This is a genomic window from Methylobacterium nonmethylotrophicum (assembly GCF_004745635.1).
Lineage (GTDB): Bacteria > Pseudomonadota > Alphaproteobacteria > Rhizobiales > Beijerinckiaceae > Methylobacterium > Methylobacterium nonmethylotrophicum.
Genome location: NZ_SRLB01000057.1, coordinates 1 through 22,263 on the forward strand (window position 1 = coordinate 1; position 22,263 = coordinate 22,263).

Below are 22,263 nucleotides of genomic sequence, written 5' to 3' on the forward strand. Positions count from 1 at the left end.
GGAAAACGGGGCTGTTCGCTTCGTCATGGCTCCATCCTCTCAGAAGGGGGAGCCTCCGGGAAACCCGGGGCGGTTCAATCATCATCCGGTCCACTGGTTACCAGGTTGCCCAGTTGACCTCTTGAGGGTTACGCGATCTCGGGCTTGCCCTTGCGCGCGAACTCGCGGTTCAGCATCTCGACCATGAGATCCTGAACGGTCACGCCCTCCTCGGCGGCCATCGCCTTGAGCTGGCGGATCGCCTTCTCGTTCAACCAAGTCGAGAACGCCTTCTTTCCCTCTCGGTATGCTGGACGGGTTGACGTCTCGACCTGTTGAGGAGTTGACGCCTCAACGGGTTCGGGCGTGGGCGCAGGACCAAAGAGGGGGGCAGCCTTAGGCTTGGACATGCGCGCGCGCCTCCTGATGAACCCAGGCCCACAGCGCGCGGACCTCGTCGGCGGCCCGACCCTCGGGCGCCATTTCCTGCGCGACCCGGCCGTCGTTGGTCGCCTTGGTGTAATCGTCGAGCCGGTGCAGCGAGATCGGCGCCACCTGCCAGCCCTGGGACGCCAGCCCCTCGCGCAGCTCTCGCTCCTCGCGGCCGACCACGTCGCGCCCGAGGGGTTTCAGCTTGTTCGGCACGAGCCATGCGCGCTTGTCCTTGCCGACGAAGCGCACGACCTTCTGGACGACCGGCAGCGTCTCGACGCTGAACCGGTCGGCAGTCACCGGCGTCAGGATGATGTCGCCGAGGTCGGCCGCCTCGCGCATGGTCGCCTCTGCGCGCCCGGAGGTATCGATCAGGAGCACGTCGCAGCCGCCGGCCGCAGCGCGACGTGCGAGCTTGCGCAGCTCGTCGGCATCGGTCTCGCGGGTGACCTGCGGCGCCTCGGCCTCGCGGCGCTCGAACCAAGCGTGAAGGGTCTTCTGCGGATCGGCGTCGATGCAGGCCGTGAGGAGGCCGGCCGCCGAGGCCTGGGCGCTCAGGTGGGCGGCGAGCGTGCTCTTGCCGTCCCCTCCCTTCTGCCCGATCACGGAAATCGTCAACATGGCAACGGGTCATTCCTTTGACAGCTTGAGGGGTGGACGGCTTGAACTGTGGACCGGCAAACCTGATAACACGTTAACGGGATGAGCAGTCAACTCCTCAACCGATCAACAAGGCAACCACGGTCCGCGCCCCGGATCCGGTTCCCCGAACACCGCGCTCCGTGTTCACCGGGTACACCCTGGCAAGACGATGCTGTGAGACAGCCCGTCCCGTCTCAACAGGGTTGCGCAAGCGGCAATGAGACACGTAAGGTCGCGCTTCTAGACCCTGATGAGACAAAACCATGCCCGGCACCCGCATCGGCTACGCGCGCGTCAGCACCACCGACCAGGACCTCACCGTGCAACTCGCCGCGCTCAAGGCGGCCGGCTGCGGGGTGATCCGATCGGAGAAGATGAGCGGGTCCACGGTCGCCGGCCGTGACGAGCTGCGCACGGTGCTCGCCTTCATAGGCGAGGGCGACACGCTCGTCGTCACCCGCATCGACCGCCTGGCGCGATCCCTCGGCGATCTCCAGGACATCGTGCGGGAGCTGAAGACCAAGGGCGCGGGGCTGATGGCGACCGAGCAGCCCATCAACACGAGCACGGCCGCCGGCAAGGCCTTCCTCGATATGCTCGGCGTCTTCGCCGAGTTCGAGACCAACCTCCGACGTGAGCGCCAGATGGAGGGGATCGCCAAGGCCAAAGCCGCCGGCGTCTACAAGGGCGGCAAAACCCGCATCGCCGCCGACGAGGTCCGGCGCCTGGCAGGGGAGGGGGTGGGTCCCTCAGCCATTGCCCGGCAGCTCGGGATCGGCCGGGCCAGCGTCTACCGCCTGCTCGGCTCGATCAAGGCATCGGCACCGAGCATCGAAGCCTGACGGCACAGACATCCCTCAGGCGCTGACGCACCCGAGCGCGCCGAGATGGGGATTACGTCCTCGCGCGCGATATCTGCCAGGTCAGGCTCGAGGTTCGGCTTGGCAGGGGACCGTGCAGGTCCCCTGCTACCGCCATCATGAGTTCTCCGAGTTTACGTCACTCCGCGGCGGCGGCATCAGCCTTCTTCGGCCGGCCGCGGCGGGCCGGCGCAGCCATCGGTTCGGCTTGCGCCTCTGCCTTACGGGCTGCGGCCTGATCGCGCCGGATCTGGCCAAGGCCAAGGCTCTTGGCGAGCTCGGAGCGCTGGGCCGCGTAGCTCGCCGCGACCATCGGGTAGTCGTGCGGCAGGCCCCACTTCTGACGGTACTGGTCGGGGGTCAGGCCGCGCGTCGTCAGATGGCGCTTGAGCGACTTATAGGGCTTGCCGTCCTCAAGGCTGATGATGTGGTCCGGAGTCACCGTCTTGCGGATCGGAACAGGAGGTGTGGGCTTCTCTGCGGCGGGCACCGGCGGTGCGGTCAGCTTCACCAGAGCCGCATGAGTTGCCGCTATGAAGTTCGGCAGCTCGGATGCCGGAACGTTGTTCTTTGTGACGTAGGCGCCGACGATGTCGGCGGCGAGACCGATAAAATCGGCATCTTGCTGTGTCAGATCATCCATGTGCGAGGCCCCAACCATCATTTTTCTGCGGCCTCAAGATAGCTGGTGCTCGGCCGGATAGGTCAAGGCATATTACGAGACGACATCTCAGTTTTTGATTGTGAGTGGATGTCGCGCAAGCTGACGCCGTTCGGCTTACGATGTTGCTGCGTTAGGCGGTGTCGATTTTGAACAGGTCGAGCTGATCTGGGTTCGTGCGTCGCCGCCGCGGCCGTCGAGAGACAGCCTTGGGCCTGACGAACAGCGGAAGCGGCTCACGCGGTTTCCCGTGCAGTACGGCGCCGATAATCCTGCCGCTCTCGCCATGGTGGAGCAGGTAAAGGACGTGGGTTGGTGTCCGCAGGATCTCTTGCCGCAGTGGCTCACTGGCCGGCAGACGTGCCAGGGCCGTCATGAGGCACGACAACCCCGCTGACGCGATCTGCATCGCCTCGAACTCGATCTCGCGCAGGCCCCAGCGCTGGCGAGCGGCGCCGGCCGTCGTTGATGGGAACGGGTTAGCCGCGAACGCTGCCGCCTCGTCGAGGACGAACGCTGCCAAGCGGTCGCGCTCGGCGATGGAGCCGGCTCGCAGTGCGTCGGCGAGCCGACGCTTGTCCTCTGAGGTGTCCCGCAACTGCTTCTCCAACTCAGCCAGAGCGCACCATTGGCCTGTCGGATCTGAATAGCCAAGCCATGTCCACGTAACGGACGCCTTCTGCCAATCAACCGCGCATTCATCCATGCAACACCGCTCGGTGGCAAGGGTTCAGCAACACCTCTTACGCTGCCATTCACTGCGGTTCTTAGCCTACGGTTCAAGAATGTCCGATATTCTGCCCTCATGATCTTGGGGCTGGGAGGCAGAACCCGAGACAGCCAGGCAATGACCTGAACGACAGAGCATCACGACGCGGGAGATGGCCTCGATCAGCCGGTAGCGACCGGCGGCGGGGCCTTCTTCGTTGAGCGGGTTGGCTCAAGCCGCCGGATACGGCCCCTGGAACAGGTCACCCATGGCCTTACGCCGGAACAGGGTCCGCCAGCGGCGGCGCTGATGCTCGTCGCGGTCGTGCAGCATGTGGCAGCGCTGGCAGAACGCCGCCAGGTTGGCGTCCTCGTTGTTGGCGGTGTCGTGGTCGCGGTGGGCTGCCGCGAGCACCACCTTGGTGACACGGACTCGCATGAGCAGGTCCTCGTCGCGCAGTCGCTGCCGAAGCCGGCGACCTTGACCGTCACGCCATCCCCGGGTTTCGGCGTCCCACCACCGCCCATCCCCGAGGTGGAAGATGCGCTGCAGGTGCGGGCGAGCGCATTCCTCGCATCGGCCCTGCGCCCGGCGAAAGCGGATCGCGTCGGAGAGCTGGGGCCAGTCGATGGGGTAGAAGAAGCGGTGCTCGCGCCGGATCGGCATCTCTGCTCCTCGGCCCGGCGGACCAACGTGCCGAACGCAGCCTATCACGCTCCATGGTTAAGCTTTAGCTGCCTTCCTGGTGCCTGTCTGCGCTGGGCCTTCTCAAGCGCTTCCACGGCAGTTCACAAGATATTTGATTGAACCTATCGAAAATAACATAAAATATATTTATTCATTATCTGTGTTTGTTTATGCAAAACCGTCAGTTTCATTGATCAAATTTTATGGGATCGCCATTCGATTTTTCAACATGGCTTCCATAGTAATTGATCAAATACTTGCGTCAGAGCGCGCATGGCACGGACGTGTGACACGTCGATTTATCGTTGGGCGATGCAAAATATGCGCTTGGTCTTTGGTTTCGTCGCCACGCTCGTTCTTCTCTATCCCATCGCCGGGTTGATCCAGCACGGATTGGATCCGTCCCTCTGGCCCGCTGAGGTCATGCGCCCCGGGGCATGGTTTGCCACGTTGCTGTCCTGGCAGGTCGCCGACGCTCTTGCGTTGCCCTACCGCATCCTGATCGGCCGGGCGCCGGAATTCGCCAACGGAGGCTGGTCGTTAGGGCCGCTTCTCGCTCTCGCGCCCCTCCTCGCTCTGTTCGGGACCGAGCTCCTGCGGCGCACCAAGCCCGAGCCGAAGCGCGACTCCTCCGATCTGTTCGGCTCGGCACGCTTCGCGACCGCGACCGAGCGCACGCGCCTGCGCGAGGGTCTCGAGCTCGGCCGCGACCCCGAGACCGGCCGGGCCGTGCGGGTTGCCGTCCAGGGCACCCTCGTCACCATCGCACCCCCGCGCAAGGGCAAGACCTCCGGTCTTCTCATCCCCAACCTCGCCTTTCCCGAACCGCAAGGGTGGAGCGGGCCGGCCGTCGTCCTCGACCCCAAGGGTGAGGTCTACCGCGCTGTCGTCGCCCGGCGGCGGGCGCTCGGCCGGCGCGTCGTCTGCCTCGATCCTCTCGGCCTCGCCGGCGGCACCGATCGCTGGAACCCGCTGCAGGGCCGCGATCCGAATGATGTGCTCTACCTCCAGAGCACTGCGCTTGCGCTCCTGCCCGAGGCCACCGGAGACAGCGAAGCCTCGGCCTACTTCCGCAACCGCGCCGTCGATCTCATCGTCGGCGCCATGCTGGTGGTATTGCGCATGCCCGAAGGCCGCTCGGTCGTGCTCGTTCAGGAACTCATCACCGATGATTCCCGCCTGTTCGGCCTCCTCACGCAGTATGTGAACCACTGGCCCGAGCCGGCGGCTTATGCCGCGCTCGAGATCCTACAATCCGATCCCAAGACCAAGGACCCGATCAAGTCCACCGCCCTGCAGGCCTTCCAGTGGCTCGCAGACCGGCGCCTGCGCGACCTCGTCGGCGCCTCGACCTTCGCACTGTCCGAGCTCTCCACCGGCAGCGTCGACCTCTTCGTGGCGGTGCCGACCGAGTACAAGACCGTGCTCGCCCCCCTCCTGCGCTGGCTGTTGTCCGACCTGTTCACCTCGGTGCGCCGGCACCGCCCTGCCGAGCGGCTGGTGGTCTTCGTCGACGAGGCCGCCGTGCTCGGCCGCTTCGACGCGCTGCTGACCGCGGCCGGCGAGCTGCCGGGCTACGGGGCCAGCCTCTGGACGATGTGGCAGGATCGCGCCCAACTCGTCGGCCTCTACGGTGAGGCGGGCGCGGACGTGCTGCTCAACACCGCCGAGATCGTGACCGTCTTCGATGTGCCGGCGGTCGATCCGGACGAGAGCGAGCGCTGGTCGCGGGCGATCGGCGACTACACCGCCTTCGTCGAGACCCACTCGGCGCCGAGCGGTGACGCCAAGGGCAGTCCCTCCACAGCGCGATCCTCGCAGGGCGCGCGGCTGATGAGCAAGGAGGCGCTGATCGCGATGCCGGGCGACGAGCTCCTGGTGTTTCCCAACAGCGGCGGCCACGCGCGCCACCCACTGCGCCTGAAGAAGACGGTAGCGCACACCGACCCGCGGTTCCGCAAGCTGATCGCGCCGGTGCCGCCCGTCGGTCGCGCCCGCTGAGCGTCGACCATGCCTGTCGCCCGTCCTCTGACACAGGTCGGGAGACGGGAAGGCGGTCCAGCTATGCTGGATCGGACGAGGTCACGGCTTCGCCGCCGTTGCGCTCTCGGGGTGCCCGCGGGATCCAATCGAGATTGCTCTGAGCCTCGTGCTCAGCGCGGACCCACGCGGGTCGAGGGTTAACGGGTCGGCAGCTTCAGTGCGTGTGGTGTGATCCCTCTCTGCCTGCCGTACACGCTACCGTGATGCTGCCGTCCTCGACCGTACGCAGCCGCCTCCTGCCGTAGCCTAACGGCGGCTTACCGCCCTGCCGTGCCTTCGAGCGATCGGGGGCACGGAGTGGCAAGCACCGATCGGCTAGGCCAGGCTATGGCCCAACGCCCCCGCCTCGACCTGCGCCGCCTCGCTCGTGATGCCGATGCCGTCCCTGGCGGACGTCGGGAAGCCCTCACCCCCGGTGGCCGGCCCGCCACCGGCCTGATGGACGCGGTGCGCGCCAATCTCGATGCGCTCCTTGCCCTCCAGGCCGGTGGGCTGACCTGGGATGCGATCGCCGCCGGGCTGACCGCTCAGGGGTTCACCACCGCGCAAGGCCAGCCGATTACCGGGCGCAACCTGACCGGGATTATTTCCAGCCTACGCCGGCAGGCCGCGGCGCGGGCCGCCAGGGTGGCAGCGCGCGCGGCTCGCCCCGACCGGCCGGAGCCCAAGCCGCGCCCTGAGGAGCCGGCTCGGTCCACGCCCGCGTCCTTCCGGCTCGCGCCGGAGCTGCGCCGTGAGCGTGCAGCGCAGGCTCCGGCCGGTGAGGACGCGCCGCTCAGCGAGACCGAGATCCGCCGGCTGCAGGCTGAGAAGCACGCCACCCTGTTCAAGAAGGACTGACCCATGCCCCGCCTCCTCCTCGTCGCCCAGGAAACCGGCGGCGTCGGCAAATCGACCGTCACCCGCGGCCTGGCCGAGGCGGTGCCGGACGCCGCGATCCTCGAGATCGAGGCGGTGCCGCGCCTGACCGAGTTCGCGACCGCGCGCGGTCCCAACGAGCCCGGCCGCGTGCAGCACTTCGCGATGCGCGCCACGCGCGAGGCGATCGAGGCCAGCGGCGGCAAGGCGGCGAGGGCGGAGTTCGACCGGGTGATCAACGCGATCTACACGGCGACCACCCCGAGCCTCGTCGACATCGGCGCCAACACTGCGGCGAGCCTCGTCGGCATCCTCAAGGAGGAGGCCCCAACGCTCAAGCAGGACGGGATCGAGCTCGGGCTCGTGGTGGTGGTCGCGGCCGAGGCGGCCGCGCTGGCTGATGCGGGCAAGCTGCTCCAGGGCTCCCGCGAGTGGGCCGGTGCCCGCTTCGTCGTGGCCAACGGCGTGCGCGGCGCGGTCGATCCGATGATCCTGAAGCAGGTGGTGGGCGACGCGACGGTGACCCACCTGCGCGGCTTCGAATTCGAGGACGTGACGCGCGAGATCCTGACCGCCGGCCAGCTGCGCGGGATCGGGCAGCTCGATCGGGCGGGCCTGGTCAAGCAGACCTCACCGGCGCAGGCCGGGCGCATCCTGCGCGATCTCACCGCGTTCCGGCTCGCGGTGATGGAGGCGGTCGAGCCCGCGGCTCTGTGGTTGGTCGGGGAAGACGCCGCCGGCCCTGCCGCGGTCGGAACGCGCAAGGGAGGCGCCCGGCATGGCAACAACGCCTGAGGACATCCGCGCCCGCCTCGCGGGCGCCGGCCGCGCCGCGCGCGAGGCTGCGGTGAGGGCCGACCGGGAGAGCCGGGCCGCGCTCGATGAGCTCATGCAGCGTCCGACGAGCGAGCGCTTCGCCGCGCTGGAGGACGGTGCGCCGCAGCTCTTGCCCGAGCACCGGCTCGAGCTCCTGCGCTCCGTGCGGCTCCCGACCGGCAAGACCGGTCCTGCCGCTCGGCCGGTGGCGGGCCACGCGAGCGCCTGGGCGGTCTGGCGCGGGCGCCTGCCGTTCCAGGCCGGACGGCTCACCCGCGACGCGCTCCTGGCCGTCTGCGTTCTGAGTGCGCTCGTGGTGGCCTGGCGGCGCACGCCCGAGTCCTGGGTCGAGATCCAGGGTGACCGGGACGCGCCCGCGAGTTGGGTCATGCCGGACGGACAGTCGGTCGGTGACCGGCTGGTGGCGGGACGGGCCTACGCCCTGATGGGCCAAGCCAACGGCATGGCGGAGCTGCGGGCCTGGCAACCGGGCGTGGGCTACGCCGCGGCGCAGGTGCCGGTTGGGTGGCTGCGGACCCTGATCCGCCTCGCCGAGGCTCCTGCGCCCATGCCAGGACTAGCTGCGCTCCTCGTGCCGGATCCGCCGCCGCATGACAACCGACGTGACCCTCTCGCTCACCCTCCCGGCCGCTCTCGCCGCCTCGCTCCGGCAGGCGGCCGCTCAGCGCGGCTGGACGCCCGAGAGTCTGGCCCTCGACTGCCTCGCCCAGCACCTCGAGGTCGCCCTGCGCCACCGCGTGCTGCTCGAGCGTATGGAGCAGGTCGACGCCGCCCTGCTGCAGCTCGCCCAGACCGTCGGCGAGATCGAGGCAGCGGCCGAGGCCGTCGAACCCGGCGCCCTGTGCCGCTACCGGCCCGACCGCGACACGGCCGGGACTCCGTGACCGCCTCGTTGCAGCGTCTGCGGCCCGGGCCCGAAGCATCGGCCTATTATCTGACCCAGGCCCAGGACGAGGCCCGGCCGGACCGGCGCGAAGCCTACTACCAGGCCGAGGGCAACGGGGTCTGGTGGTCGAGCGGCGGGAGCGTGGTGCGCCACGGCGCGACCATTATCGGCGCCTCGTTCCGCGACCTCTGCGCCGGTCTCGATCCGGGCACCGGCCGCCCTCTGGTGCGCGGCGCCGGTGCTGGTCACCATGCTGGCACTGATTGCACGATGACTCTTGGGAAGTCCGTGAGCGTGCTCTGGGCGGCGGGAGATGCCGATCAGCGCGCCTTGATCGAGCAGGCGCACCGGGCAGCGGTCGATGCAGCCCTGCGGTTCGTCGAGCGCGAGGGTCTGATCGAAGTGCGCACCGGCGCCGGTGGACGCGAGCATCGCCGTCCCTCCGATCTGATCGCGGCGACCTTCGACCACTACACCACTCGCGAGGGCGATCCTAATCTACACACGCACTGCGTGTTGTTGAATGTCGCCGGCAATCCCGGCGAGAGCAGCGGTCGCTACAAGTCGTTGCGTCATCTCACGACCGACCCCGCCCGGCTATTCGAGCAGCAGCGTGGCGTGGGCGCCGCCTACCGGGCGGCGCTGGCCGAGCAACTGCACGCCCAGTTCGGCTGGCGCTTCCGCCCGGCCGGGGACGGGCAGTGGGAGGTGGCGGGGGTCGACGAGAGGGTGCTGGAGACGTTCTCGAAGCGCTCCGCCCAGATCCGTGAGCGGGTCGGCTCCAAGGCGACGAGCGCTCAGCGCGAAGTCGCGGCCCTGGCCACGCGGCGGACTAAGGATCAACTGCCGAGCGGTGTCGAGCTCGAGGTGCGCTGGCAACGCGAGCTGGCGGAACTTGGCGCGGATCCCTGGAAAGGGGCCCTCGAGGCAGCCCGGGATCCCGAGTTCGCGCCGCAGATCGAGCCGGAGCACGATCTCGGGTTCGATCCGCCCGAGATCCCCGGCCTTACACCGGTCGCTCGAGCAGCTTCGAGGCTGCTGCGGCATGAGAACGTGATCACCCGGGCGGCGCTGCTGCAGGTGAGCCTCGAAGAGGCGAGCCTGCACGGGCTCGGGATCGGGGCCGTCGAGGCCGAACTCGCGCGACTCGAGCACAAGGGCACTCTGGTGCGCCTGTCCTCCGCCACGCTCGAGCCGAGCCAGGGAGCGTGCTGGACCACGCCGGGGATCGCAGCCTGCGAGGCGGCCCTGTTGCGCGCTGCCGAGCGACCGCGGGAGCGAGTGTGGATCAGCTCTGAGTCTGTGACCGCTGCGCTCGAACAAGCGTCCCAGCTCGCGCCCGAGCAGGCCGAGGCGGTGCGCCTGGCGGCTGGTGCGGACGGGGTGTCGCTGATCGAAGCGGGCGCCGGCACCGGTAAGACCACCACGGCTCGTACCCTGGTGGAGGCGGCCCGGATCGCCGGACTGCGGGTGGTCGGGCTGGCGCCGTCCTGGGTGGCGGCCGATGAGATTTCGCGCAGCACCGGTATTCCCGCGACAGCTATCGCGCGCTGGCGCCACGATCAGGCCTGCGGCCCAGCTGCCTCGACGAGCCGTGACGCCGCCCTCGGAGCCGACAGCCTGGTTCTGATCGATGAGGCCGGCATGGTCGGCACGCGCGACCTCGAGGCCGTGTTGAGCGCGGCGCGCGCCGCGGGCGCGAAGGTGGTGCTGATGGGCGATCGCCGCCAGCTCGCCTCGGTGGCGGGCGCGAGCGCGCTGCGGGCGGTGGCGGAGGTATGCGGCCGTCAGGCCGTGCTGGGTCAGGTGCGCCGCCAGCAGGTGCCTTGGCAGCGGGCCGCCTCGGAGCTGATGGCGCAGGGTGAGACCGAAGCGGGACTACGCGCCTACGCGGGACGAGGCTGCGTCGAGCTGGTCTCTGGAGCTGAGGCGGCGCAAGTGCGGGTGATCGCGCTGTGGCGCGAGATGCGCGCGCGGCACGGCGAGGACGTGCTGATCGTGACCCGGCGCAACCGTGATGCCGCGGCACTGAACCGACTTGCGCGGGAGGTGCTGCGGGCCGAGGGGCGGCTCGGGCCCGATCTGGTCGAGGTGAGCGCGCTCGACCGTGAGGACCGGCGGGTGGTGCTGCCGCTGGCGGTGGGCGACCGGTTGCGGTTCGGCGATACGCTGCCTGAGCTCGGGGTGCGCAATGGCAACCGGGCAGAGGTGCGGGGGGTGATGGTGGCGGCCGACGGTCAGGTGCGGCTGCGCCTGAAACTGGAGGACGGGCGGATCCTGGAGGAGGTTTGGGAACAGCTGGCCCGCGCGCCACAGTTCGGTTCGCGCCGGCCCCCGCGGATCACGCCCGCGCTGGCTGGCACGGCGCACGCGGCCCAAGGTCGGACCAGCGCCGCGGCGGTCCTGTACGTGGGCAGCTCCGCCGACGCACGTGAGACGTACGTAGGTCTGACACGCCATCGGCAAGAGGCCCAGGTGGTGGTGGAGCGGGATCGCCTCGACGCGCTGTGCCGACAGCGACAGGCGGATGCGCGGCTCGCCCCAACGGAGTCGATGCTGCTTGAGCGGCTGTTCGCGGAGGCTGGACGCTACCGGGAGAAGGCGAACGTGTCCGACTACGTGGCCGACCGCCTCGCGTTCGTGCGAAGTGGGGTGGTGAACCTGCAAGAGCCGGAGATCGGGCTCGGGATCGGGCGAGCCATCGCGTCGGCGAAGGCGCTGGCGCACGCCTTGCGCCGGATCGACCTGATGCCGTGGCGCGGAGAGCTGTTCCCCCGGCTTATGGCTTGGCGGCACCATCCTCAGAGAGTACAGCCGGGATTGGAGCGGGCACCCACAAATCCTGCATTCGCCCGTGAGGCCCGAGCTAGGGATGTCTCGCCCGAGCGTTAGCCCGAGCGATCCATTTTTGATCGGATTATATAATACTTATAGATTGATTGGTGATTCATCTATACTATGATAGCATTATTTATGTTTGTGCGCTGCTTTTCGTATTGAGACCGCCATTCAGAATTGAGCATTTCGTTGAATACGCTATTGTGATTCTGTAAAAGTCGAGCAAGTTCGGCAGCGTGATTGCGCCCAAAAGTGCTCTGTTCCACTGCGAGGCGAAAGCGAATATTTCTCTCTTCTACGTCAATGCGGTCAATGCGGTCGATATTTAGTTGAACGGTTCGTTGCCTAAATGCATTGTACATATTGCTGTCCGCTTGACTTTGGTCAGAATCATGGTTTGCGGCAACTTGATATTCTGGAGGATTATTATTTAGGTTATCAAATTGTGTGCGCATGAAATGTGATACGCCTGCAGCGGCAAATTCTTTGAGACGATTGAGTTCATTTTGTTTTGAATTAATCTGCTTTGACATGACAGATCTCACAAAAGACCACCTGCTCAATACGATAGTGAGCGATATTATATAATATATATTGCGAAGATTGTATAAAATGATATGTTTTATCTCAAGGCTACGGGTACACTCTGAAGTGATCTCGTGCGTATCGGTGTAGAACGCTGCCGCGCGCTCAGCGCCCAAGGCGGATCCGGCAAACAGGTAGTTCTTGCGCCTGACCGCCACGCTGCGCAGAGCCCGCTCGGCCGCGTTGTTGTCGAGGGCGAGCCGCCCGTCGTCGAAGGCGCGCATGAGCGCCGGCCAGCGCGCCAGCATGTAGCGCAACGCCTTGGCCAGTTCGGACCGGCCCGGCACCTGAGCCAGGCTCGTCTCGGCCCAGACCTTGAGCGCCTCGGCCAGCGGCTTCGAGCGCACCTGTCGCTCGCGGTGCCCGTGCCGGGCGCCAGCACCAGGATCGGCGTGTCGTCGCCGTGCAGGACGTCCGAGCCAGTAATCACCTCCCGGCGTAGAAGGTCGGTCAGTGGCTGCAGCGTGGCCGCGGTCGCGCCGAGCCAGCCCGAGAGCGTCGAGGTCGCCAGATCGACGCCGTCGCGCGCGTAGATCTCGGCCTGGCGATACAGCGGCAAGCGAGTCGCGCGGGGGAGTTTCACCCCCGCGCGCTCCCAGAACCGTACGTGAAACTCTCGGCTCATACGCTCGACGATACGTTTTCGGCAGTTCATCGGCGGTTCGCTTTCGCTCGTCTCCTCGGACCTCACCTGACGGGATCGTCGTCCCGCCTTTTCCGCGACGCTCACCACCACCGCTCTTTACGGCAGCAGCTCGCGGGGGTTCCGGTTCGCGCCGCGCATCCGGGATCTCGGCGAGCGACGCCTCTATGCCCTTTGCGACCTCACCCCGTTCCCGACGCTTCACCCGCTCGTGGCCGGGCCGATCACCTCGGCCGGCAGGGCGGCGGGCAGCGGCTCGCCGCAGGCCGGGCACGAGGCCGGCCGATGCTCCACGACCTGATCCGGATCAGACGTCAGCGCCCGCTTGTGCCCTTCGTGCCCGGGCTTGGCCCCGCCAGGCCGGGCCTTCTCGCGCCGCTCCTTGCGGTCGCTCGCTGGCGGCTTGGAGGATGTCCGCGAGGTCTTCTCCGGCCGGTGCAAGCGCAGCACCAGCTCGATCAGTTCCTCCTTGCTCAGGCGCTCAAGATCACTGTGGCTCATCCCGAGAGGGAATCAGCCAAACCGCCATCCGGCAAGGGGGGCAGGCGACCCAACACCCAAGCCGTACCTGAACCGCACCGTCCCTATACCCCCTGGGCAATTACAATTTTCATTCGCACAAAATAATTTTAAAATTTTATATATTTATATAATATTTGATATTCTATATGCAATTTGATGTAATGATCATCTATAATAAATGAATATTACCGCAGACAAATATTTTTACATATTTTTTTATATTATTTACTTTAGATAGTTTTTTTTAGTGCTAAACGTGGCATGCAAGCAACATCTAATGGTAAATCCAACTAATCGACTCGATTTTGACACGCTTCATATTGATAGCTGGCCATATCTCGCCCATTTTGCTCACACATCGGGGCCAACCCGATGCGGCTTGGCAGGCATCCCGCGCAGGGAAGAGCCTGATCTGGCCAGGGGCCAAGAACGACGCGTCTTAAAGCCTTCAAAAGGTAAAGGAACGCAGCCGCTCAACCCCGGGTCCGAAACTTTGGAGGTCACAATGAAGCCCGTGAAGAGCCTTCTGCTTGGTTCGGCCGCCGGCCTGACCGTTGTCGCAGGGGCGCAGGCTGCCGATCTGCCGATCAAGAAGGCGGCGCCTGTCGAATACGTTCGTGTCTGCTCGGCCTACGGCGCCGGCTTCTTTTTCATTCCCGGTACCGACACCTGCCTGCGCGTTTCCGGTCGCGCGCGGTTCGAGGCCGGCTATACGCAGTCCTATACCCGCGGTAATGCTAACAACGGCGGTGACCTGATGGGTTACCAGGGCCTCGGCCGCCTCAACCTCGACGCCCGCACGCAGACCGCCTACGGCACCCTGCGCGCCTTCGTCCGGTTCGACCTCGCCTCCCGCACGGGCGCCTATCTGTACTCGGGCACCCTGAACCGTATCGCCGGCGCATTCCCGGGGCTGGGCATCGACACATTCAACCGTGCTCAACAGAGCGTGAACGTCGACAAGGCCTTCATCCAGTTCGCCGGCCTCACCGCCGGTCGCGCGGCCTCGTTCTACGACTTCTACGCCCACGACTTCGAGATCATCGGCACTTCGCTGGGCTCGGACGTCTTCTCCACCAACTTGCTCGCCTACACCGCCACGTTTGGCCAGGGCTTCTCGGCGACGCTGTCGGTCGAAGACCCAATCTTCCGCAAGACCCCGCTGTTCGGTAACGGCGCGGCGACGGTCGCCAACGCCCAGTACCAGGTGTTCGGCGCCGGCAGCGGCAACTTCACCCCGGTCATCGCCGTCAACGCGGCGGGCGTCCCGGTCGGCGAGGCGTTCTACGACGTGGTGCAGCGCTCGCGCATGCCCGACTTTGTCGGCGTGCTGCGCTACGACGCGGCTTGGGGCTCGGCCCAGCTGTCGGCTGCCGTCCACGAGCTGAACACCGGCAACGCGAATCTCATCGTCCCTCTTCCGGGCATCGTGTCCACCGCCGGCGCGACAGCGCCCCGGCCGACGACCGAGTACGGCTGGGCCGTCCAGGGTGGCGTGAAGATCAACCTGCCCTTCATCGCCGCCGGCGACTCCCTGTACCTGCAGGGTTCGTACGGCGAGGGCGCTACGATGTACACCGGCTACAACCGCTACAACGGCGCCTACGCTCCGTCAGGCAACGTCGCGGCCGGCTCCAGCTTCAACAACTTCTACTCGGACGCAGTGATCGATCCGTTCACCGGAAGGATGGAACTCTCGACCAGCTGGACGGTGGTCGGCTCGTACTTGCACTACTGGACGCCGGAGTGGCGCTCGGCCTTCATCGGCAGCTACGGCGAGCAGAGCTTCGGCAAGTCGAGCCGAAACAATCTCGCCGCCGCCTCAACTCTGATCGGCAGCGCACTGATCGCCAACCCGGCCTCCCCGCTGTTCGCCTACAGCAACGTGCTGCGTGACACCAACCAGCTCGTCGCCGGCGCGAGCCTGATCTGGTCGCCGGTGAAGGACCTCGATATTGGCGTCGAGGGTCTGTACGCCCGCCAGGGTCTCAAGAACGGCCGCGTGGTCGATGCCAACAAGGCCACCGGTGCGGCCGTCGGCGTGAACGCCGCCGGCCTGCCTGTCACCGCCGCCGGCTTGACCCTGCCAACCGTAAATTCCACGGATTCGTTCCAAGTGCGCATGCGCGTCCAGCGCGACTTCTAAACTAGAAATCATATCTGATCAAGGATTCCGGTGCGCGCGCCGGGATCCTTTTTGCGTTCATATCACATCTTTTGGTCTATAGCAAAAAAGCGCGCTCCGAAGAGCGCGCTTAGAAGTGTCCTCTGGGTCTCGAAACTCAGAAGGTTTGATCGGAATATCACGGAAAGGCAGCTATTGCACCCCTTTTTTACGTGATCGGATGTTTTATTTGATTGGTGGAGAAATCTCGATCGCGGTAGGGACGCTCATTTCTGAGCGCCCCCCGCACAGAACCGAGCGGGCCCCATTCGGGCACTCGGCTCCCACCTCGGGTGTTTGACGGCGAAGCGTTCACTGGGCCATGGATGGAGGATACGTGGTCTCGGCAACCAGTTGTCAGCGGGCGTTGAATACTCCCTGATTGCGGGCATCGAAAACTCCCTGGTCGGTGCCCTGGCCCGCGGAGGCGGGACGCCCCCCGCACCCTCGGGCTTATCCATCCTCAGCCACCATGCCCGCCGACGCGTATCGGTCGGGAGTGACGAGGATGGTCCTGCTGGGAGAACTCCTCATGATCCTGGACCTGCACCGACAGGGCCTGTCCGTCACCGCCATCGCCCGCCGGACCGGGCGCGACCCGAAGACAGTCCGCAAGTACATCGAGCGCGGCCTGGAACCGCCGGCCTACGGCCCCCGTCAGGCCGGACGTCCAAGCAAGCTCGCACCCTATCTCGACTATCTGCGCGAGCGCGTCGCGGCCTTCCCCGATCTGAGCGCGGTGCGCCTGACCCGCGAACTGCGTGAGCGCGGCTATACGGGAGCCTACACCGCTGTGAAGCGGTTTGCGGCTGCGATCCGGCCGGCCGAGGCCAAGCCCTACGAGGTCCGCTTCGAGACGCCGGCCGGCCAGCAGGCGCAGGTCGACTTCGCGCGCTTCGTCGTCATCTTCACGGACGCACCGGATACGGCCTGCATCGTCTGGCTGTTCTCGCTGGTGCTCGGCCATTCCCGGCACATTGAGGCGCGCTTCGTCCTGCACCAGGATTTGCAGACCCTGCTGCGCTGTCACATGCAGGCGTTCGCCGCGATCGGCGGCGTGCCGATAGAGATCCTCTACGATCGCATGAAGACGGCGGTTACCGGCGAGGATGCGGGCGGCCACATCGTCTACAACCGATCTTTGCTAGCGCTGGCCAAACACTACGGCTTCCTGCCCCGCGCCTGCCGGCCCTACAGGGCAAAGACGAAGGGCAAGGTCGAACGGCCATTCTCCTACATCCGCCAAGACTTCTTCCTGGCGCGCTCGTTCCGCGACCTCGACGACCTGAACGCCCAGCTGCGGACTTGGCTCGACACCGTCGCCAACATCCGCCTGCACGGCACCACGCAGCGGATCGTCTCGGAGGCCTTCGCCGCCGAGAAGCCCGAGTTGCAGCCGCTGCCGGCGGTGCCCTTCGATGCCTTGCTCAAGCTGGAGCGGCGCGTCAGCCACCAGGGCGATTCAGAGAAGGCGTCTGAGGGGTGACGGGCCGCGTGGCGTGATTCATTCAGGATCGGAGTGATGATCCTGGAGGTCGGCGTGTCCGAAGCACTGGAGGTAGGTCCTGGTAGCCTGTGGGAACACCTGGCTGCCATCCCGGATCGGCGCGGCCGCAAAGGGCGGCAGTACGGCCTGCCCGCCGTCCTGACCCTGTCTCTCGCCGCCATGCTGTCGGGGGCCAACGATCTGCGCGCCGTGTTCCGGTGGGGCCGACGGCTGCCGCCCGAGGCGCTATTTCTGCTCGGCCTGGAGCGGGCGCCCTGCCACGCCACGTACCATTACTTCTTCAAGGCCCTCGACGTGGCGGCGACCGAGGCGGTGCTGGGGGCCTGGGTGCGCGGTGCGGCCGAACCGGATCAGGGCCTGGGTCACGTGGCGCTCGATGGCAAACGGCTGCGCGGCTCGGCTGGCGCGGACCACGACGGCAGCGGCGGCGCGCATCTGGTGGCGGCATTCGCCATCAGATTGGGCGGGGTGATCGGCCAGTTGCAGGTGGCACCCGACGCCAACGAGATCACGGCGGCCCTGACACTGCTCAAAGGGCTGCCGCTGCACGGCGCCCTCGTCACCGGCGACGCGATGTTCTGCCAGCGGGCGATCTGCCAGGGCCTGCGCGACCAGCACGGGGACTATCTGTTTGCCGTCAAAGCCAACCAGCCCGAGTTGATGGCCGATCTGGCTCTCGCCTTCGGCGACGCCTTTCCCCCCGGCGCTGCTCAAGGCGCTCAAGACGAGCGGCGGCGTCCGCCCATCCGCTGACGTGCCCAAGCCCGCTGACGTGCCCAAGTCCGCTGACGTGCCCAAGTCCGCTGACGTGCCCAAGTCCGCTGACGTGCCCAAGTCCGCTCCCGACATGACCTTCAGCGCGTCGGTGGTCGAGAAGGGACACGGCCGCATCGAGACGCGGCGCCTGAGCGTCAGCCGCGAGTGCGTGGCCTATCTCGGCTGGCCAGGGGCCGCCCAGATCTGCCGGATCGAGCGGATCCGCGAGACGAAGGGCCGGATCAGCCGTGAGATCGCCTACGCGGTGACCAGCCTCACGCCCGAACAAGCCGATCCCGACGCCCTGCTGGCGCTGTGGCGCGACCACTGGCTGATCGAGAACCGCCTGCACTGGCGCCGCGACGTGATCCTTCGCGAGGATGAGAGCCGCATCCGCACCGGGGCCAGCCCGCAGGCCCTGGCCGCGATGCGCAATGCCATGCTCCACCTCGTGAAAGACGCCCCCGGACCGCTCCGTGCAATCCGCGAAGCCTTCGCCGAAAACAGGCTCCGCGCCATCAAAGCCGCTCAGAGGGGACTTCTTTGAATGGCCCTGCGTCAGCCACGACGGCCTCGTCTCGATCGGCGGCAACTATTACAGCGTGCCGGATCGGACCCGGCGCGTGGTCGAGGTGCATCAGCTGCCCGACACGATCCGCATCCTCGACAGCGGCCGCCTCGTGGCGAGCCATCCGATCCTGGAGGGGCGGCGCCAGTACCGCGTCGATCCCGACCATCGTCAGGGGGCGGCGGCGCGGGCCATGCGCCACGGCCATTCCGACAGCCTGACGGTCGGCCGCCGCGGCGATCACGTCGCCCAGCGCTCGCTGGCCGTCTACCAGGCGATCGGCGAGCGGCTCGCCGGCGCCGGGATCGGAGGCCGCTCATGACCCGCGCCGCCGCAGCCTGTGCCGCCACCACCCTCGACAGCATCAAGCGCAGCCTAGTCGGCCTGCGGATGCCGCGCGCCCTGGAGGTGCTCGACGCCACGGTCCGGCGCATCGAGCAGGGCGAGATCGATGGCATCTCTGCCCTCGACGAGATCCTGACCGAGGAACTGACGCTGCGCGAGAGCCGTCGCGTGAAGACCGCCCTGCTCGTGGCGCGCCTGACCACGGTCAAGACGCTCTCGGGCTTCGACTTCACCTTCCAGCCCTCCCTCGACCGGGAGCGCATCCTGGCGCTGGCCGAGCTGACCTTCATCGACCGATCCGAGGTGGTCCATCTGCTCGGCCCGCCCGGCACCGGCAAGAGCCATCTCGCTACCGGGCTCGCCGTCGAGGCGGTCAAGGCCGGGCGCAGCGTGGTGTTCTCGACGCTGGCCGATCTGATCGCCTCACTCGCCAAGGCTGAGCGCGACGGCACGTTGCGCGAGCGCATCCGCTATCTCTGCCGGGCCGCGCTCTTGGTCGTGGACGAGATCGGCTACCTGCCGGTCGTGCCCGGCGGCGGCAACCTGTTCTTCCAGCTCGTCAACGCCCGCTACGAGCGGGGCGCGATGATCCTGACCTCCAACCGCGGCTTTGCCGAGTGGGGCGAGGTGTTCGGCGATCCGGTCGTGGCCACGGCGCTTCTCGACCGCCTTCTGCACCATGCCGTGGTCATCCAGATCGAGGGGGCGAGCTACCGTCTGCGTCAGCACGCCGACCTCGTGCCCGAGCACGTCCGCTCGAAGGCCCTCATCACCCCGCCGCCCGCCCCGAAGCGCCGCGGCCGACCTCCCGGAAAGGCGATGCTCGATCACGCAGCCGGCTGATCACCGATCACCGCCGAACCCGCCGGTCAGGGAATTTTGAAAGCCCACAATCGCGGAGACTTCCAGGCCCGTTGACACCAGTCGCTGGCGAGCTTCCTCATCCGCTCCCAGGTGGTGAAGTCGCGCTGGGAGCGCCGCCGGAGCGAACGCCTCCAGAGGTCCACCACCCTGTCGCGGAACGCGCTGAGTGCACGAGCGTTGGTCGGCACCGCGTGGTAGTTGAAGAAGCCGCTCATCATCTGGGCCAGCCACGCACCCTGGACAGGGATCGGCTGGTGCCTCTGTCGCCGCAACTCCACCTTCACGGCCTTGAGCTTCGCCACCATGCGGTCGCGGCGCGTCAGCCGCAGGAGCAGGAACCTGCCCCTCAGTGACCTGCCGCACACAAAGGTGAAGCCGAGGAAGGCGAAGGTTTCCGGCTTGCCGAGGCCGCACCGAGCCCGCGCGGCCGCCGCGTGGCGGCCGAACTGGATCAGGCGCGTCTTCTCCGGATGGAGCGTGAGCGAGAAGGAGGCGAGCCGCGCCGTCAGCGCCTCGCGGAACCGGACGGCGTCGGCCTCGTGCTCGAACCCGACGACGATGTCGTCGGCGTAGCGCACGACCACGACGTTGCCCGTGGCTTCCCGTCGTCGCCAGCGGTCGGCCCACAGATCGAAGACGTAGTGCAGGTACACGTTGGCGAGCAACGGGGAGAGCACTCCTCCCACAATGGTGCCAAACAGGTCCGCCGTCTGGGTTTGGCGCCCCCGGGCCGGTGAGCGACGGTGTCACGCGCAGCACCACGTGAACCTCCTCCCTGTCGATCTCGACGCGCTTGACCAGCAGCCGGATCAGGTCCCGCTGCGCGCTCCAATCCACCACGGCCATCCGCTCCCGGATCTGCCGGGCGAAGTCCTCCAGCCGGCTGACGATCAGCGACAGCACCGCGAACTGCGCCGCCTCGTCCCGCAGCCGATCCGCCTGTTCCTCAAAGCCCCGTAGCCGCTGCCGTAGCCCGGCCGCGCGGGGCTCGAACTCGGCCTTGTCGATCAAGCCCTCCGCGTAGCCATCAATCAACCGGTCCAGGCTGCGACGCAGCTTGGCGACCTGGCTCTCGAGGCCGGCCAGATCGCCGATGACGGGGTTGCGGGCCTGGACGAGGCGCCGCTCGTATTCGGCCGCGACCCAGCTCGGATCGTCGAGCACCCGTTCGACCTCGCGCCACACGGCCTCGTCCAGGCGGTCGGTGCGCACCTGCCGGTTCGCGCACGCACGCTCGCCGCCGAAGCGGTAGGCGTCGCTGCCGGTGCAGCGATAGTAGGCGTAGCGACGCGTCTTCCCCTTGCCTGAGGCGAGGCTGACCGCCTTGCCATAGTACGCGTAGCCGCAGTGCCGGCACACGACGAGCCCTTGCAGCAGGTAGCGCTGCCCGCGGGCGTGCTGCCGGCTGCGCTGCCGGTTCTCGGCCAGCTGCTCGCGCGCCGCCTCGGCCAGCGCCCCCTCGACCAGAGGCGGGACCGGCACGCTGACCCATGAGTCCGGCGCCACATCGTAGACGCCGTAGGCCCGACGGGGCTGCTCGGCGCCCCTGCGCCCTGGACGCAGCCGGGCCGGCAGCGGCCCAACCCGGGTCTTGCCGAAGGCGGCCGCGCCGACATAGGCGGGGTTCCTGAGGATGCCCCACACGGTGGAGCGGTCCCAGGACGGCTTGCCGCTGCGGGTCGGACAGCCCTGGGCCTGCAGCCGGCGGCACACCTCGCCGATGCTGGCGCGCTCGTGGCCGACCCAGTCGAACATCTGCTGCACGACGCGCGCCTCGTCCTCTTCCACCTCGTAGCGGGCCACCCCGCCGCCCGCGTGCTTGCCGATGTAGCGGTAGCCGTAGGGCGCACCCGACAACACGCTGACAGCGCCCTGGTGGGCCGCATGACGCTTGCCCCGCCGGCTCCGCTCCAGGATCTTGGCGCGCTCGTACTCGGCCACCATGCCCTGCACCTGGAGCAGCAGATCGTCCTCCGGCGATACGCCGATCGAGCGATTGAGGAACACAATCTCGACACCGGCGCGGCGAAACTCGTCCACGAGCAGAACCTGATAGGCGTAGCGGCGCGCGAGCCGGTCGGGAGAATGGACGTAGAGCCGGTCGAGATGACCGGCCGCTACGGCGTCGCGCAGGCGCTCGAGGGCGGGACGCACCAAGGTGGCTCCGCTGTAGCCTTCGTCGACGAAGCGCCCGTCGGGCGTCGGATCCGTGCCATCCTGGGCGAGGCGGGCCTCCAGGGCTGCGACCTGGCTCCCGATGGTGGCGTGGCCGGCCTGCTGGTCCGACGACACGCGGGCGTAGATGGCGGCGCACACGGGGGTCATGCTGGTTCCCTCCTTGGATCGGCGACGGCGTCGAGCATGGCTCGGCCCTGGATGGGGCTGTCCCCGGACCAGGCTCCGAGCCGGCGTTCGACGATCGGCCGCAACCGCTCGAAAGCGTTGGCCATACATTGGCGCTCGAGCCGACCGGGTTCATGGCTGACCCGGACCAGGAAGGGCCGGGACCTCATGTTGCGCCGTGGCATCGGCGCCTCCGTGACCGGGCCGCGCCGGATCGCGCGACCGACACGGCATCAACGGCGCACCCAAGAAGCCGTCCCCGTATCGCGGCCGCAGGCGCTCGCGCAGGATCGTCACCGTGAGGTCGAAAGGGAGTTTGGCACCATTGTGGGAGGGGTGAGGACCGCGCCCTGGGGCGTGCCCCTGTCACTCACTTCGACCTTTCCGTCATCGAGGATGCCCGCCTTGAGCCACTTCTGGATCAGGCGGAGCAGGCGCGAGTCGGCGATCCGGTGGGTGAACCGCCCCGGGTTTCCCGGAGGCTCCCCCTTCTGAGAGGATGGAGCCATGACGAAGCGAACAGCCCCGTTTTCC

Annotated in this window: 17 protein-coding genes and 6 pseudogenes; 12 read left to right on the forward strand and 11 right to left on the reverse strand. The window is 67.2% G+C overall.

The features are described 5' to 3' along the window. Positions 1–128: 128 nt before the first annotated feature. Together EU555_RS34190 and EU555_RS34195 are read right to left on the reverse strand one after the other, a co-directional pair. Positions 129–389 (reverse strand): ribbon-helix-helix domain-containing protein, encoded by a 261-nt coding sequence (locus EU555_RS34190; protein ID WP_135419770.1) that lies wholly within the window; start codon positions 387–389, stop codon positions 129–131. Next, entirely contained in the window at positions 376–1,032 is a 657-nt protein-coding gene (locus EU555_RS34195; RefSeq protein ID WP_135419771.1) for a ParA family protein, read from the reverse strand. The genes EU555_RS34190 and EU555_RS34195 overlap by 14 nt, the downstream gene beginning before the upstream one ends. A 284-nt stretch (positions 1,033–1,316) precedes the next feature. Between EU555_RS34195 and EU555_RS34200 the strand changes: the two genes are divergently transcribed. Next, entirely contained in the window at positions 1,317–1,895 is a 579-nt protein-coding gene (locus EU555_RS34200) for a recombinase family protein (RefSeq protein ID WP_135419772.1), read from the forward strand. Positions 1,896–2,052: 157 nt separating this feature from the next. Here EU555_RS34200 and EU555_RS34205 read toward each other — a convergent pair whose 3' ends face one another. From EU555_RS34205 to EU555_RS34215, 3 genes are all read right to left on the reverse strand, one after another. Continuing rightward, positions 2,053–2,556, reverse strand: coding sequence for a Ros/MucR family transcriptional regulator (locus EU555_RS34205; RefSeq protein ID WP_135419773.1), 504 nt, complete (start codon positions 2,554–2,556; stop codon positions 2,053–2,055). 151 nt (positions 2,557–2,707) lie between these two features. Beyond that, a complete protein-coding gene (locus EU555_RS34210) occupies positions 2,708–3,280 on the reverse strand; it encodes a hypothetical protein (protein WP_245524637.1) in 573 nt (190 codons plus the stop codon). Positions 3,281–3,514: 234 nt separating this feature from the next. Continuing rightward, positions 3,515–3,949: a hypothetical protein gene (locus tag EU555_RS34215; protein ID WP_135419774.1), complete on the reverse strand. Its 435-nt coding sequence runs from the start codon at positions 3,947–3,949 to the stop codon at positions 3,515–3,517. 444 nt (positions 3,950–4,393) lie between these two features. On the opposite strand from EU555_RS34215, the gene EU555_RS34220 reads away from it, so the two are divergent. The 5 genes from EU555_RS34220 to mobF all read left to right on the forward strand — a co-directional run bounded on the left by EU555_RS34220 (position 4,394) and on the right by mobF (position 11,486). After that, the gene (locus EU555_RS34220) at positions 4,394–5,971 is read left to right on the forward strand and encodes a type IV secretory system conjugative DNA transfer family protein (protein ID WP_245524638.1); all 1,578 of its coding nucleotides are present in this window, start codon (positions 4,394–4,396) and stop codon (positions 5,969–5,971) included. Between the two features lie 369 nt (positions 5,972–6,340). Then, on the forward strand, positions 6,341–6,853 hold the full coding sequence (locus EU555_RS34225; protein ID WP_135419776.1) for a hypothetical protein: 513 nt from the start codon (positions 6,341–6,343) through the stop codon (positions 6,851–6,853). Between the two features lie 3 nt (positions 6,854–6,856). Then, positions 6,857–7,666: a P-loop NTPase family protein gene (locus EU555_RS34230; protein WP_135419777.1), complete on the forward strand. Its 810-nt coding sequence runs from the start codon at positions 6,857–6,859 to the stop codon at positions 7,664–7,666. A 632-nt stretch (positions 7,667–8,298) separates the two neighbouring features. Then, positions 8,299–8,592, forward strand: coding sequence for a hypothetical protein (locus tag EU555_RS34235; RefSeq protein ID WP_135419778.1), 294 nt, complete (start codon positions 8,299–8,301; stop codon positions 8,590–8,592). Further along, complete coding sequence (gene mobF / locus EU555_RS34240; protein WP_135419779.1) at positions 8,589–11,486, forward strand: MobF family relaxase; 2,898 nt, start codon at positions 8,589–8,591, stop codon at positions 11,484–11,486. The genes EU555_RS34235 and mobF overlap by 4 nt, the downstream gene beginning before the upstream one ends. A 59-nt stretch (positions 11,487–11,545) precedes the next feature. Here the strand turns inward: mobF and EU555_RS37770 are convergent, their stop codons facing one another. The 3 genes and pseudogenes from EU555_RS37770 to EU555_RS34250 all read right to left on the reverse strand — a co-directional run. Next, positions 11,546–12,364: an IS66 family transposase gene (locus EU555_RS37770; RefSeq protein WP_167858755.1), complete on the reverse strand. Its 819-nt coding sequence runs from the start codon at positions 12,362–12,364 to the stop codon at positions 11,546–11,548. A 17-nt stretch (positions 12,365–12,381) separates the two neighbouring features. Next, a pseudogene (locus EU555_RS37775) lies at positions 12,382–12,672 on the reverse strand (IS66 family transposase); the annotation flags it as partial. A gap of 210 nt (positions 12,673–12,882) precedes the next feature. Further along, positions 12,883–13,161: pseudogene (locus EU555_RS34250) on the reverse strand (IS66 family transposase); the annotation flags it as partial. Positions 13,162–13,687: 526 nt separating this feature from the next. Here EU555_RS34250 and EU555_RS34255 point away from each other — a divergent pair. From EU555_RS34255 to istB, 6 genes and pseudogenes are all read left to right on the forward strand, one after another. After that, positions 13,688–15,328, forward strand: a complete 1,641-nt coding sequence (locus EU555_RS34255) for a porin (protein WP_135419781.1) — start codon at positions 13,688–13,690, stop codon at positions 15,326–15,328. A gap of 526 nt (positions 15,329–15,854) precedes the next feature. Then, a pseudogene (gene istA, locus EU555_RS34260) lies at positions 15,855–16,805 on the forward strand (IS21 family transposase); the annotation flags it as partial. A gap of 63 nt (positions 16,806–16,868) precedes the next feature. Continuing rightward, positions 16,869–17,606 carry an ISAs1 family transposase gene (locus EU555_RS34265; protein ID WP_135419782.1) on the forward strand — a complete coding sequence of 246 codons (738 nt, stop codon included), beginning with the start codon at positions 16,869–16,871 and terminating at the stop codon, positions 17,604–17,606. Positions 17,607–17,625: 19 nt separating this feature from the next. Next, the gene (locus EU555_RS34270; protein WP_135419783.1) at positions 17,626–18,156 is read left to right on the forward strand and encodes an ISAs1 family transposase; all 531 of its coding nucleotides are present in this window, start codon (positions 17,626–17,628) and stop codon (positions 18,154–18,156) included. 10 nt (positions 18,157–18,166) lie between these two features. Beyond that, positions 18,167–18,499, forward strand: a pseudogene (locus tag EU555_RS34275) (Mu transposase domain-containing protein); the annotation flags it as partial. Next, the gene (gene istB / locus EU555_RS34280) at positions 18,496–19,365 is read left to right on the forward strand and encodes an IS21-like element helper ATPase IstB (RefSeq protein ID WP_135419784.1); all 870 of its coding nucleotides are present in this window, start codon (positions 18,496–18,498) and stop codon (positions 19,363–19,365) included. The pseudogene EU555_RS34275 and the gene istB, both read left to right, overlap by 4 nt. Before the next feature lie 26 nt (positions 19,366–19,391). On the opposite strand, the gene EU555_RS34285 is transcribed toward istB, so the two are convergent. The 3 genes and pseudogenes from EU555_RS34285 to EU555_RS36760 all read right to left on the reverse strand — a co-directional run. Then, positions 19,392–20,072, reverse strand: a complete 681-nt coding sequence (locus EU555_RS34285) for a reverse transcriptase domain-containing protein (protein WP_425375181.1) — start codon at positions 20,070–20,072, stop codon at positions 19,392–19,394. Between the two features lie 496 nt (positions 20,073–20,568). Further along, positions 20,569–21,840: pseudogene (locus EU555_RS34290) on the reverse strand (recombinase family protein); the annotation flags it as partial. 182 nt (positions 21,841–22,022) lie between these two features. After that, a pseudogene (locus tag EU555_RS36760) lies at positions 22,023–22,263 on the reverse strand (hypothetical protein); the annotation flags it as partial.

Bases quoted from the DNA above. Each gene is read 5' to 3' on its own strand.
- EU555_RS34190 (WP_135419770.1), bottom strand. From the start codon at position 389: ATGTCCAAGCCTAAGGCTGCCCCCCTCTTTGGTCCTGCGCCCACGCCC.
- EU555_RS34195 (WP_135419771.1), bottom strand. From the start codon at position 1,032: ATGTTGACGATTTCCGTGATCGGGCAGAAGGGAGGGGACGGCAAGAGC.
- EU555_RS34200 (WP_135419772.1), top strand. From the start codon at position 1,317: ATGCCCGGCACCCGCATCGGCTACGCGCGCGTCAGCACCACCGACCAG.
- EU555_RS34205 (WP_135419773.1), bottom strand. From the start codon at position 2,556: ATGGATGATCTGACACAGCAAGATGCCGATTTTATCGGTCTCGCCGCC.
- EU555_RS34210 (WP_245524637.1), bottom strand. From the start codon at position 3,280: ATGGATGAATGCGCGGTTGATTGGCAGAAGGCGTCCGTTACGTGGACA.
- EU555_RS34215 (WP_135419774.1), bottom strand. From the start codon at position 3,949: ATGCCGATCCGGCGCGAGCACCGCTTCTTCTACCCCATCGACTGGCCC.
- EU555_RS34220 (WP_245524638.1), top strand. From the start codon at position 4,394: ATGCGCCCCGGGGCATGGTTTGCCACGTTGCTGTCCTGGCAGGTCGCC.
- EU555_RS34225 (WP_135419776.1), top strand. From the start codon at position 6,341: ATGGCCCAACGCCCCCGCCTCGACCTGCGCCGCCTCGCTCGTGATGCC.
- EU555_RS34230 (WP_135419777.1), top strand. From the start codon at position 6,857: ATGCCCCGCCTCCTCCTCGTCGCCCAGGAAACCGGCGGCGTCGGCAAA.
- EU555_RS34235 (WP_135419778.1), top strand. From the start codon at position 8,299: ATGACAACCGACGTGACCCTCTCGCTCACCCTCCCGGCCGCTCTCGCC.
- EU555_RS34255 (WP_135419781.1), top strand. From the start codon at position 13,688: ATGAAGCCCGTGAAGAGCCTTCTGCTTGGTTCGGCCGCCGGCCTGACC.
- EU555_RS34265 (WP_135419782.1), top strand. From the start codon at position 16,869: ATGATCCTGGAGGTCGGCGTGTCCGAAGCACTGGAGGTAGGTCCTGGT.
- istB (WP_135419784.1), top strand. From the start codon at position 18,496: ATGACCCGCGCCGCCGCAGCCTGTGCCGCCACCACCCTCGACAGCATC.